Below are 11,425 nucleotides of genomic sequence, written 5' to 3'. Positions count from 1 at the left end.
TCCTCCTCAGGATTATCCGTATTTCCTACCAAGTCAATTGGTAATTTCGAAAGGCCTTACAGTGCCGGGAAGAAACGTCCGGCTGGGGAGGTCGTGTGAGCGTGTTGATCGATCGGCCCAACTGGCCCGGCCCGCGCGGGCTGCTGTGGTCACACCTGGTCAGCGACGTCTCCTACGAGGAGCTGCACGCGTTCGCCAGGGTGCTGGACGTGCCGGAGCGGGCGTTCGACCGCGATCACTACGACGTGCCCGAGACGGTTTACGACCGCGCGGTCGAGCTCGGTGCCGAGCCTGTGCCGAGCGGCGAGCTCGTCCGGCGGCTTCGGGCGGCGGGGCTGCGCCGGCCCAAACACCGCCCCGCCCGGCCGCCCGTCCCTGAGTCGCCCGAAACGCCGCCCCGCCCGGCCGCCCGTCCCTGAGTCGCCCGAAACGCCGCCCGTCCCTGAGCCGGTCCCGCGCCAGACCTAGCCGCCGAGCGTGGCCAGCTCGCGGGTCATGTTCTCCCTGGCCCGGCGGTCCCACAGGTCGCGTGCGCGGGCCGTGCCGTACAGGCGGTCGTTAGACAGGAGTCGCCCCAGGACGGCGGCCCTGCCCGCCCGGAACAGGTCGTCGGGGACGTGGCGATACTCGGCTCGTACGGCTCTCGCGTAGGCCGCGTAATCCTCCGGGGCGCCGCCGAGGACGGCCAGATCGGCGTCGCACAAGACGGCCGCGTCCGTGTCGCCGGAGCCGTAGGAGTGATCGGCCGTCACCCGCACCAGGCGGACGACCTCGCGTACCCGTTGAGGCGTGACGCCGCACGCGGGGAGGCGGGCCTGCGCCAGCTGGGCGCTGCGCTCCTCATCCCATCCCGGGCGGCCGTCGTAGACGGCGTCGTGGAACCAGGCGGCGAGCCGTACGGCGCCGATGTCCCCGGCCAGGGCGGCGAGCGGCTCGATCGCGGCGAGCACGGCCCGCAGGTGCGTGGTGGTGTGGTAGCGCCGGTGCGGCTCGGCCCACCGCGCCGCCAGCTCGGCGGCCAGCGCGCTCGCCGCGGGAGACCCGGGAAGCCCCAGAGGATTCGTCACGTCCACGACGGTAGAGGGCCCCTGTGCGATCGTGGCAACGATCGGCCCGTGAACGGCGGGCGTTTGGCGGAATCGGCCAGAGCGTTCGCGGGCCCCCGGCGCGTAGCCTGAGAGGATGCTGGGAGGCACAACGAAGGCGTCCGACATCGACTCTCCCGCGACGGTGGCCGAGCTGCTCGCTTCGCACGATTACCTGGCGGACGAGGGCCTGGCCACCGCGGCGTTTCTCGCGCTGAGGATGGGCCGCCCCCTCTTCCTCGAAGGCGAGGCCGGAGTGGGCAAGACGGAGCTGGCCAAGACCCTTTCCGCGGTGCTCGGCGCCCCGCTGATCCGGTTGCAGTGCTACGAGGGCCTCGATGCCGCGCAGGCGCTCTACGACTGGGACTTCGCCCGCCAGCTGCTGCATCTGAAGGCGGCGGAGGCGACGGGCGTGACCGACGTCAGGGCGCTCGAGGGCGAGATCTACGACCGGCGCTTCCTGATCGCCCGGCCCCTGCTTCAGGCCGTCGAAACCCAGCCCAGCGTGCTGCTGGTCGACGAGATCGACCGCGCGGACGACGAGTTCGAGGCGTTCCTGCTCGAGGTGTTGTCGGACTTCACGATCTCGATTCCCGAGCTGGGCACGATCAGCGCCGCCGCGCCTCCCGTCGTGGTGGTCACCTCGAACCGCACGCGTGAGGTCCACGACGCCCTCAAGCGGCGCTGCCTCTACCACTGGCTGGAGCACCCCGGTTTCGAGCGCGAGGTGGCCATCCTCCTCAGGCGTCTTCCCGAGTGCACGGAACGGCTGGCCAGGGAGGTCGCGCGGACCGCCGACCGGCTGAGGGCCGCCGACCTCGTCAAGCCGCCGGGGATCGCCGAGACGCTCGACTGGACCGAGGCCCTGCTGACGCTCGGGGCGACCGACTTCGACCCCGGCCTCGCGGCCGCCACCCTGGGCGCGGTGCTGAAGCACCGCGAGGACCAGGAACTCGTGCGGCGCGACGGCATCCTCCTCGCGGACGCGGCCACAGGCGCGGGCATGACCACGCGCGCGGGCATGGCCACAGGCGCGGGTGCGGGCCGAGGTGAGGCGGGCCGCCATGCCTGAGCCCCGATCCGGCGGAGCGCGGGACGTGGTCGCCACGATGACCGGGTTCGCCCGCACGCTGAGAGCCGCCGGCGTCGGGGCCGACCACCAGCGCACCCAGGGCTTCCTGACCGCGCTCGGCCACCTGGACGTCGCCGCCGAGCGCGACGTCTACTGGGCCGGCCGGCTGACGCTCTGCGCCGGGCCGGACGACCTGGCACGGTACGACCGCTGCTTCGCGGCCTACTTCGCGGGGGAGCGGCCGCGGCCCGGCCGTGCCCGGACGACGGTGACCGTCACGCGGCTCGTCGCCGAGCCGTACGGCTCCCGCGACCAGGAGGAGGAGGCGGGCGAGCAGAGCGCGGTGCCGGCCACGGCCAGTGAGATCGAGGTGCTGCGGAACCGGGACGTCGCGCGGATGACCGCGGCCGAGCGGGAGCAGGTCAACCGGATGCTGGCGCTGCTGCGCGGAGTGCGGGAGCGGCGCGGCTCGCGGCGGTTCACGCCCGCCCGCAGCGGCGTGCTCGACAGCCACCGCACGGTCAGGGAGGCCATCAGGCGGGGAGGGGAGCCCGCGCGCCTCCGTATGCGGACCCATCGGGACCGGCCGCGTCGGGTCGTCATGCTCGTCGACGTCAGCGGTTCGATGGCGCCGTACGCGGACACCCTGCTGCGATTCGCGCACGCCCTCGTCCGGGCCGAGCCGCGGGCGACCGAGGTGTTCAGCGCGGGGACCCGCCTCACGCGGATCACGGCCGAGCTGCGCCATCGGGATCCCGACGTCGCCATGATCGCGGTCTCCAGGGCCATCCCCGACTGGAACGGCGGGACCCGGCTCGGTGAGGAGGTCAAGGCGCTGCTCAGGCTCGCCGATCCCCGGGGCGCGACGGTCGTGATCGCGTCCGACGGATGGGAACGCGGCTCCCCGGAGATCCTGGGCGCGCAGATGGCGCGGTTGTCGCGGCTGGCCCACCGGGTGGTCTGGGTGAACCCGCACAAGGGAGATCCGGCGTACCGGCCGCTCACCGCGGGAATCATGGCCGCGTTGCCGTACATCACGGACTTCGTGGCCGGCCACAGCCTGGCCGCGTTCGAGGATCTGTCCGCCCTGCTGGCGGCCGGGCCCCGCGGATCGACCCGCAGAGGGAGGCGTAGTCATGCGTGACGTCCTGTCGCAGATCGTGCGCTGGTGGGAGGCGGGAGAGCGGTTCGGGCTGGCCACGGTCGTCGGCACCTTCCGCAGCGCGCCCCGGCCTCCGGGCGCCTCCATGGCCGTCCTCGGCACCGAGGCCGTCGGCAGTGTGTCGGGGGGGTGCGTCGAGGGAGCCGTCTACGAGCTCGCCCACGAGGTCGTCGACGCGGGGGGGCCGGTCCTCCAGCGATACGGCGTGAGCGACGATGACGCCTACTCGGTCGGCCTGACCTGCGGTGGGATCATCGACGTGTTCGTCGAGGACGTCTCCCGGGAGACCTATCCCGAGCTGGGGGAGATCGCCGCGTCGATCGAGCGGCGCCGCCCGGTCGCCGTGGCCACGATCCTGTCCGGGCCGGGGACGGTGGGGGCGCGCCGCGTCATCTGGCCGGACCGGCCCCCGGGTTCCGCTTCCGGGTCACTGGGCTCGGCCCGGCTCGACGCGGCGGTGGACGACGACGTCCGGGGGATGCTGGCCCAGGGGATCACGGGCATCCGCCGTTACGGGGCCCGGGGAGAAAGGCGGCTGGACGACCTCCAGGTGTTCGTCCAGTCCTTCGCGCCCGCCCCGCGCATGCTGGTGTTCGGCGCCATCGACTTCGCGGCGGCCGTCGCGCGGATCGGCAAGTTCCTCGGCTACCACGTCGTCGTCTGCGACGCGCGCCCGGTTTTCGCCACGACCAAGCGCTTCCCGGACGCGGACGAGGTCGTCGTCAAGTGGCCGCACGACTATCTGTCGACGGTGCAGGTCGACGAGCGGACGGTCATCTGCGTCCTCACGCACGACCCCAAGTTCGACGTCCCCCTGCTGGAGGTGGCCCTGCGCACCCCGGCCGCGTACGTGGGGGCGATGGGGTCGCGCCGCACGCACGAGGACCGGCTGGCGCGGCTGCGCGAGGCCGGCCTGAAGGACGAGGACCTCGCCCGGCTGAGGTCGCCGATCGGCCTCGACCTCGGCGCCCGTACGCCGGAGGAGACCGCCGTGTCGATCGCCGCCGAGCTGATCCAGCTCCGGTGGGGCGGCACCGGGCGCTCGCTGACGGACACCAGCGGCCGCATCCACGGCGACTCCATCACATGACCACGGACACGCGGGTCGCGGGGGTCCTGCTCGCCGCCGGCGCGGGGAGCCGCTTCGGGGCGCCCAAGGCCCTGGTCGAGTTCGGGGGAGAGCGGCTGGTCGATCGGGGTGTGCGCCTGCTTCGCGACGGCGGTTGCGATCCCGTCGTCGTCGTCCTGGGCGCGGCCGCGGCCGACGTTCCCGATGTCACGGTGGTCCACAACCCCGACTGGGCCGGTGGGATGGGGTCCTCGTTGCGCGTGGGGCTGGGCGCGCTGCCCGCCTCCGCGCAAGCCGTGGTGATCGCCCTGGTCGACCAGCCGCTGATCACGCCGGAGGCCGTACGACGGCTCGCCGGGGCGTTCGAGGCGGGCGCGGCCGTCGCCGTGGCGACCTACGGCGATGCGCCGAGGAATCCCGTCCTCATCGCGCGGGCCCACTTCGCGGAGGTCGTCCGGATGGCCGAGGGTGACGTCGGGGCGCGGCCGTTCCTCCGGGCGCATCCCGATCTCGTCACCGCGGTGCCCTGCGACGACGTGGGCGACCCCGCCGACATCGACGTCCCCGCCGACCTGAGGTCGCTCGACGGCCGATGATCCCTCCCGCGCGGGTGGAGTAACCTCTCAATGCCGCATGAAACGGAACAACATTCGGTATTCGGTCCGGGAAGGATGTCGGGATGCGCATCGGGATGGCACTCAACTATGCCGGGGGCTTCAAGGAGACCGTCGCCGAGCTCGGCGACTACGAGAAGGCCGGGCTCGACATCGTGTTCGTCGCCGAGGCGTACAGCTTCGACGCGGTCAGCCAGATGGGCTACATCGCCGCCCGCACCGAGCGCCTCCAGATCGCCTCGGGCATCCTGCCGATCTACTCGCGCACGCCCACGCTGCTCGCCATGACCGCGGCGGGCATGGACTACGTCTCCGACGGCCGGTTCACGTTGGGGCTCGGGGCCAGCGGACCGCAGGTCGTCGAGGGTTTCCACGGCGTCCCCTACACCGCTCCGCTGGGCCGTACCCGCGAGATCATCGAGATCTGCCGCAAGGTGTGGAGACGGGAGAGGCTGGAGTACGCGGGCAAGCACTACACGATGCCCCTCCCGGGCGGAACAGGTCTGGGCAAGCCGCTCAAGCTGATCAACCACCCGGTCCGGGAGCGGATCCCGATCGTGGTCGCGGCCATCGGCCCGCAGAACGTCGAGCTCACCGCGGAGCTGGCGGAGGGCTGGGAGCCGATCTTCTTCATGCCGGAGAAGGCGGGCGAGGTGTGGGGCCCCTCGCTGGCGGCCGGCCGGGCGCGCAGGGACCCCGAGCTGGGCGAGCTGGACGTCATCGCCCAGGCCGTGCTGGCGATCGGCGACGACGTCGGCGACGTCATGGAGCTGGGCCGCCCGATGGCCGCCCTCTACATCGGGGGCATGGGCGCCAAGGGCAAGAACTTCTACAACGACCTCGCCCGCCGCTACGGCTACGAGAAGGAGGCCGAGCGGATCCAGGACCTCTACCTCGAGGGCAGGAAGGACGAGGCGGCCGCCCTGGTGCCGCGGGAACTGCTGGAGAAGATGTCGCTGGTCGGGCCGGAGGGCCATGTCAGGGAGCGGCTCGCGGCCATGCGGGAGGCCGGGGTGACGACGCTCAACGTGACCCCCTTCGCCCGCACGCACGAGGAGCGGCTGAAACTCATCGAGAAGATCAAGACACTCACCGCCTGACCCGGTGTCACGGCCCGGGCCGGCGGAGGGTCACCCGCCGGCGGGGGCCAGGCAGGCCCGGAACGCCGTCTCGAGCCGCGCCTCCAGCACGGTGAGGTCGGCGTCGTGGAGACCCTCGGGGCCCAGCAGCCGGCGGAGCGACCCCGCGCCGAGGATGATCACCGTTGCGAGCAGTGCCCGTTCCCGTGCCTGCGGCCCCGGCAGCCGGGCGCTGATCGCGTCGACGAGCCCGGTCTCGACCCGTGCGGCCAGGACGGCCCGGATCTCCGGGCTGGTCCCGGCCCGATCGAGCATCCGCACGAGCGGTTCGGAGGCGCCGGTGCGCAGCCGGTGGGCGACGTGCTCCGCCAGCCGGGACGGCATCTCCGCTGGGTCGCCCTCGATCGCGGCCGTCACCGTGGACGCCGTGATCAGCACCGTCGCGAAGAGGTTCGCCTTCGACCCGAAGTAACGGTTCACCAGGGCGACGTTGGCCCCGGCCGCCGACGCGATCATCCGGACGGTCACCTGGTCGTAGCCGTGCTCCGCGAACAACTCCGCGGCGGCGGCCAGGATCCGCTCGCCGGTCGCCTCACGGTCTCGTGTCACGAGCCGCACACTAGCGTGACACGATAGTAAACAAGCGTATACTTGAAAAGGAAACTAAAGGGCAATCCGGACGAATGCGTCTCGGTGGAACCAGTGATTGAGGGGAATCCGTGGCGCAGGAGACCGTCCGCGAGGACGCGCGGCGCACCTACACGCACCGCGAGATCTTGAAGATCCTTTCCGGGTTGCTGCTCGCCCTGCTCACCTCGATGATCTCGACCTCCGTGGTCGGCACGGCCCTGCCGACGATCGTGGGGGACCTCGGGGGCCAGGAGCAGTTGTCGTGGGTCGCGAGCGCGACCCTCCTGACGCTGACCGTCTCCACCCCTCTGTGGGGCAAGCTCTCCGACATCTTCGGGCGCAAGCTGATGTTCCAGGTCGCGCTCGGCCTGTTCGTGGCGGCCTCGATGCTCGCCGGCCTGTCGCAGAACATCGGCATGCTCATCGCCGCGAGAGCCGTACAGGGTCTGGGGACCGGAGGTCTGTCCGCGCTGGTCCAGGTCATCCTGGGCGACGTGGTCCAGCCCCGCGAGCGCGGCCGCTACTCCGGCTACGTGGGCGCGGTCTTCGGCGTGTCCACCGTCGCGGGGCCGCTCCTCGGCGGGTTCCTGGTGGACGCCGACGGGCTCGGCTGGCGCTGGTGCTTCTACGTGTGCGTGCCGCTCGCGATCGTGGCGTTCGCCGTCATCCAGAGGGTGCTGAGGCTGGAGCACGTGAAGCGGGACACGCGCATCGACTGGTGGGGCGCCGCCACCCTGACCGGCGGAGCGACCTCGCTCATGCTCCTGCTGTCGCTCGGCGGGCACGAGTTCGACTGGAACTCGTCCTGGACGTACGTCCTGGGCGCCCTCACGGTGGCGTTCTGCGGTCTCGCCGTCGTGGCGGAGCGGAAGGCCGCCGAACCGATCCTCCCGCCACGCCTGTTCCGCGACCGCACGTTCCTCCTGGCCAGTACGGCCTCGCTCTTCGTCGGCCTCGCACTGTACGGCGTGCTGATCTACCTGCCGCAGTTCCTGCAGATCGTCAAGGGGCTCATGCCGGCCAGGTCGGGCCTCATGACGCTGCCCCTGGTGCTCGGCCTCTTCGTGGCCTCGATCATCTCCGGGCGCGTCGTCAGCCGTACGGGCAAGTGGAAGCTCTTCCCCCTCGTCGGCATGCTCCTCGTGGCCGCGGGCCTCGGCCTGCTCTCGCGGCTCCAGCCGGACTCCACCTTCCCGGTGATCGGCGTGGACATCGCGATCCTCGGCGTCGGGCTCGGCATGAGCATGCAGATGCTGATCCTCGCGGTGCAGAACTCGGCCGAGCGCAGGGACCTGGCGGTGAGCACCTCGGGCGTGTCCTTCTTCCGCAGCCTCGGCGGCGCGGTGGGCGTGGCCGCCTTCGGCGCCATCCTCACCAACGGGGTCAAGTCGGAGATCTCCGCGAAGCTCGGGACCACGACCGCTCCGGCCGCGAAGCTCGACCTGGGCACGCCGGAGGCCATCCGCGCCCTGCCGGCAGCGGTGCACGACATCGTGATCCAGGCGTACTCGTCGGCGATGCACACGGTGTTCCTCGTCGGCGTGCCCGTGGCCGTCCTCGGCTTCGTCGCGGTGATCTTCCTGCGCGAGGTCCCGCTGCGCTCGGCCGACCGGCTCCCGGCGGCCGGCGGCCAGGACCGCCACGACCATCACGACGGCCACCCCCGGCACGCCAAGACCTCCTGACCGTCGCGTCGTCCCGCGGGCGCGCCCCGGAGGCCCGCCCCGGGCGGCGGACCGCGGCCGCGGGGCGGGGCGGCGGCCGGATCCGGCGTAGGCTCCATGCGTGCCTCATGCCTCCCGCCGCGCCCGCCTGGCCGCGGAGCTCCCCGAACACGGCGCCTCGGCGATCCTCGTCACGTGGCCCGTCAACGTCCGCTACCTGACCGGCCTGTCGAGCTCCAACGCCGCCGTGCTCGTGGACTCCTCGGGCGGCGCCGTCCTCGCCACCGACTCCCGGTACATCGAGACCGCCCGGCGCCGGTGCCCCGACATCGAGCTGATCCAGGACCGCGACGTGGCCGGAGTCCTGGCCGCGCGGGCCGGAGGCTCCCCGGGCGGCCTGCTCGTCGAGGCCGACCACATGCCGGTCGCGCAGTTCAGGGCACTCGGCGGCGACGACCGCCTGACGCCGGTCAGCGGCGTCGTCGAATCCGTGCGCCGGATCAAGGACGACGGGGAGATCGAGTCGCTCCGGCGCGCCTGCGCGATCACCGACGAGGCGTTCTCCCTGGTGATCGGCCGTATCCGGCCAGGTGTGACCGAGCGGGAGATCGCCCGCTGGCTGGAGTTCCGCATGATGGAGCTCGGGGCGGAGAAGCCGGCCTTCGACTCGATCGTCGCCTCAGGCCCCAACGGCTCCATCCCGCATCATTCGCCCTCGGACCGCCCGATCGAGGTCGGCGACCTCGTCACGATGGACTTCGGCGCGCTCTTCGACGGCTACCACGCGGACATGACCCGCACGGTCGCCGTCGGCGAGCCCGCCGGCTGGCAGCGGGACCTCTACGAGCTCGTACGGCAGGCCCAGCGCGCCGGCCGCCACGCCCTGCGGCCGGGGGCCACGGCACACGATGTGGACGCGGCCGCACGCGAGCTGATCACCGAAGCGGGCCACGGTGGACATTTCGGGCATGGGCTCGGTCACGGAGTGGGACTGGAGATCCACGAGCTCCCGTTCCTCGGCCCGGACAAGACCGGTAGACTAGAGGATCGAGTTCCGATCACCGTCGAGCCCGGGGTCTATCTGCCGGGCAGGGGCGGGGTGCGCATCGAGGACACGCTGGTGACGCGTGACGATGGGCCGGAGCTCCTCACACTGACGACCAAGGAGCTGCTCGTCCTGTAAGGGCAGCCGCACGCGGGAGAGACCACACGTGGCGACGACGAACGACCTGAAGAACGGTCTGGTGCTCAAACTCGACGGCGGTGACCTCTGGACCGTCGTGGAGTTCCAGCACGTCAAGCCCGGCAAGGGCGGAGCGTTCGTCCGCACCAAGCTGAAGAACATCATGTCCGGCAAGGTCGTGGACAAGACCTTCAACGCCGGCGTCAAGGTCGACGTGGCCAACGTCGACAAGCGGGAGATGCAGTACTCGTATCTCGACGGTGAGGACTACGTCTTCATGGACACCGAGACCTACGACATGCTGCACGTCTCCCCGGCTGCCGTCGGCGACACCGCCAACTACCTGCTCGAGAACATGACGGCCACGATCGCGATCAATGAGGGCAACGTCCTCTACATCGAACTGCCCGCGGCCGTCGAGCTCACCATCGCGGAGACCGAGCCCGGTCTCCAGGGCGACCGGTCCACCGGCGGCACCAAGCCCGCCAAGCTGGAGACCGGCGCGGAGATCAAGGTCCCGCTCTTCATCACCACCGGCGAAAAGGTCAAGGTCGACACTCGCAGCGGCGAGTACCTCGGTCGGGCCTGAGGTGTCGGCTCGGGGCAAAGCCCGACGGCGTGCGCTGGACATCCTGTTCGAGGCCGAGGCCCGGAGCGAGAACCCGCTCAGCGTGCTCGCCGAGCGGGTCGAACGATCGGATCCACCGGTCAACGAGTACACCTCAGCCCTGGTCGAGGGTGTGACCAGGCACCAGGGCCGGATCGACGAGCTGATCTCCACCTACTCCGAGGGCTGGACGCTCGAGCGCATGCCGGCGGTCGACCGGAACATCCTGCGAGGGGGCACCTTCGAGATGCTCTCCTCGGAGGAGGTGCCCGAGGGCGTGGTCATCAGCGAATGGGTGCACCTGGCGGCCGAGTTGTCGACCGACGAGTCGCCGCAGTTCGTCAACGGCCTGCTCGCCCGGTTCAAGCAGCTCAAACCGTCGCTCTCGCTCTGAGGGCGCTCCGGACGTCGTGCCATGGCCGGGCCGTCGGCGCGGCCCGGCACGGCGCACGCGACAATGCGAGTAACAAGGGCACTGCTGGAGTAGGGAGGGCCGGGCGTGCGTGACGCACCACGGCAGACCGTCGCGTGGAGGGCGCTCCGCGCGGTCCTGGCGGACCGGGTGGCGGCGACCGGGCGCGAGTCGCTCGACATCGTGGACGCCGGGGGCGGCACGGGCGGCTTCGCCGTACCGCTCGCGAAGCTCGGGCACGCCGTCACGGTGGTGGACCCGACCCTCGACTCGCTGGCCGCTCTGGAGCGCCGCGCCGCCGAGACCGGCGTGGGCGTCAAGGGCCTGCAGGGGGACGCGGCCGATCTCGGCGAGATCCTGAAGCCGGACAGCGCCGACCTCGTGCTGTGCCACAGCGTCCTCGAGTACGTCGAGGACCCGGCGGGCGCGCTCCGTGCGGTCAGGGGCATCCTGCGCGCGGGCGGCGTGGTGAGCGTGCTCGCGGCCAACCCGTTCGCGACGGCGATCCATCGCTCGCTGGCGGGCCACTTCGACGAGGCCCGCCAGGTGCTCGCCGACCCCTCGGGCCGCTGGGGGGACCGCGACCCGACTCCCCGGAGGTTCTCCCGCGACGCCCTGTCGGGCCTGCTCGCCGAGGCCGGGTTCACCGTGGGCGAGGTCCACGGCGTGAGGATCTTCGCCGACCTCGTGCCGGGGATGCTGGCCGAGAACGACCAGGAGGCGCTGATCGCGCTGGAGCAGGCGGCGGCCACCCACCCCGTGCTGCGCGACATCGCCACCCAGCTCCACGCCATCGCCTACCGGTGAGGCGCCTGCGGCGATCATTGCCGCATATCGAACCGGCTCAC

13 protein-coding genes are annotated in these 11,425 nt (G+C 71.7%); 11 read left to right on the top strand and 2 right to left on the bottom strand.

Annotated features, from left to right (window positions below; translation table 11 throughout):
- Positions 1–95 precede the first annotated feature (95 nt).
- Positions 96–419 (top strand): DUF4031 domain-containing protein, encoded by a 324-nt coding sequence (locus tag Psi02_RS01100; RefSeq protein ID WP_203970805.1) that lies wholly within the window; start codon positions 96–98, stop codon positions 417–419.
- 45 nt (positions 420–464) lie between these two features.
- Here the strand turns inward: Psi02_RS01100 and Psi02_RS01095 are convergent, their stop codons facing one another.
- Positions 465–1,067, bottom strand: a complete 603-nt coding sequence (locus Psi02_RS01095) for an HD domain-containing protein (protein ID WP_239094498.1) — start codon at positions 1,065–1,067, stop codon at positions 465–467.
- A 115-nt stretch (positions 1,068–1,182) separates the two neighbouring features.
- Here Psi02_RS01095 and Psi02_RS01090 point away from each other — a divergent pair, with 115 nt between their 5' ends.
- The 5 genes from Psi02_RS01090 to Psi02_RS01070 all read left to right on the top strand — a co-directional run bounded on the left by Psi02_RS01090 (position 1,183) and on the right by Psi02_RS01070 (position 6,102).
- On the top strand, positions 1,183–2,157 hold the full coding sequence (locus tag Psi02_RS01090; RefSeq protein ID WP_203970801.1) for an AAA family ATPase: 975 nt from the start codon (positions 1,183–1,185) through the stop codon (positions 2,155–2,157).
- Positions 2,150–3,301 (top strand): vWA domain-containing protein, encoded by a 1,152-nt coding sequence (locus Psi02_RS01085; RefSeq protein WP_203970799.1) that lies wholly within the window; start codon positions 2,150–2,152, stop codon positions 3,299–3,301. Before Psi02_RS01090 ends, Psi02_RS01085 begins: the two co-directional genes overlap by 8 nt.
- Entirely contained in the window at positions 3,294–4,409 is a 1,116-nt protein-coding gene (locus tag Psi02_RS01080) for an XdhC family protein (protein ID WP_203970797.1), read from the top strand. The genes Psi02_RS01085 and Psi02_RS01080 overlap by 8 nt, the downstream gene beginning before the upstream one ends.
- Positions 4,406–4,984, top strand: coding sequence for a nucleotidyltransferase family protein (locus Psi02_RS01075; protein WP_203970795.1), 579 nt, complete (start codon positions 4,406–4,408; stop codon positions 4,982–4,984). Before Psi02_RS01080 ends, Psi02_RS01075 begins: the two co-directional genes overlap by 4 nt.
- An 83-nt stretch (positions 4,985–5,067) precedes the next feature.
- Positions 5,068–6,102, top strand: a complete 1,035-nt coding sequence (locus tag Psi02_RS01070) for an LLM class F420-dependent oxidoreductase (RefSeq protein WP_203970793.1) — start codon at positions 5,068–5,070, stop codon at positions 6,100–6,102.
- Between the two features lie 30 nt (positions 6,103–6,132).
- On the opposite strand, the gene Psi02_RS01065 is transcribed toward Psi02_RS01070, so the two are convergent.
- Positions 6,133–6,690: a TetR/AcrR family transcriptional regulator gene (locus Psi02_RS01065; RefSeq protein WP_203970791.1), complete on the bottom strand. Its 558-nt coding sequence runs from the start codon at positions 6,688–6,690 to the stop codon at positions 6,133–6,135.
- Positions 6,691–6,800: 110 nt separating this feature from the next.
- On the opposite strand from Psi02_RS01065, the gene Psi02_RS01060 reads away from it, so the two are divergent.
- The 5 genes from Psi02_RS01060 (at position 6,801) to Psi02_RS01040 (ending at position 11,384) form a co-directional block, all read left to right on the top strand.
- Positions 6,801–8,396, top strand: coding sequence for an MDR family MFS transporter (locus Psi02_RS01060; protein ID WP_203970789.1), 1,596 nt, complete (start codon positions 6,801–6,803; stop codon positions 8,394–8,396).
- Positions 8,397–8,496: 100 nt separating this feature from the next.
- Positions 8,497–9,558: a M24 family metallopeptidase gene (locus Psi02_RS01055; RefSeq protein ID WP_203970787.1), complete on the top strand. Its 1,062-nt coding sequence runs from the start codon at positions 8,497–8,499 to the stop codon at positions 9,556–9,558.
- A 28-nt stretch (positions 9,559–9,586) separates the two neighbouring features.
- Positions 9,587–10,147, top strand: a complete 561-nt coding sequence (gene efp, locus Psi02_RS01050) for an elongation factor P (protein WP_203970785.1) — start codon at positions 9,587–9,589, stop codon at positions 10,145–10,147.
- A 1-nt stretch (position 10,148) separates the two neighbouring features.
- Entirely contained in the window at positions 10,149–10,559 is a 411-nt protein-coding gene (gene nusB / locus Psi02_RS01045; RefSeq protein ID WP_203950829.1) for a transcription antitermination factor NusB, read from the top strand.
- 105 nt (positions 10,560–10,664) lie between these two features.
- A complete protein-coding gene (locus Psi02_RS01040; RefSeq protein ID WP_203970783.1) occupies positions 10,665–11,384 on the top strand; it encodes a methyltransferase domain-containing protein in 720 nt (239 codons plus the stop codon).
- The last annotated feature ends 41 nt before the right edge of the window (positions 11,385–11,425 follow it).

It is taken from the genome of Planotetraspora silvatica, assembly GCF_016863315.1.
Lineage (GTDB): Bacteria > Actinomycetota > Actinomycetes > Streptosporangiales > Streptosporangiaceae > Planotetraspora > Planotetraspora silvatica.
This window is presented reverse-complemented; position numbering and strand designations above follow the sequence as displayed.

Bases quoted from the DNA above. Each gene is read 5' to 3' on its own strand.
- Psi02_RS01090 (WP_203970801.1), top strand. From the start codon at position 1,183: ATGCTGGGAGGCACAACGAAGGCGTCCGACATCGACTCTCCCGCGACG.
- Psi02_RS01085 (WP_203970799.1), top strand. From the start codon at position 2,150: ATGCCTGAGCCCCGATCCGGCGGAGCGCGGGACGTGGTCGCCACGATG.
- Psi02_RS01080 (WP_203970797.1), top strand. From the start codon at position 3,294: ATGCGTGACGTCCTGTCGCAGATCGTGCGCTGGTGGGAGGCGGGAGAG.
- Psi02_RS01075 (WP_203970795.1), top strand. From the start codon at position 4,406: ATGACCACGGACACGCGGGTCGCGGGGGTCCTGCTCGCCGCCGGCGCG.
- Psi02_RS01070 (WP_203970793.1), top strand. From the start codon at position 5,068: ATGCGCATCGGGATGGCACTCAACTATGCCGGGGGCTTCAAGGAGACC.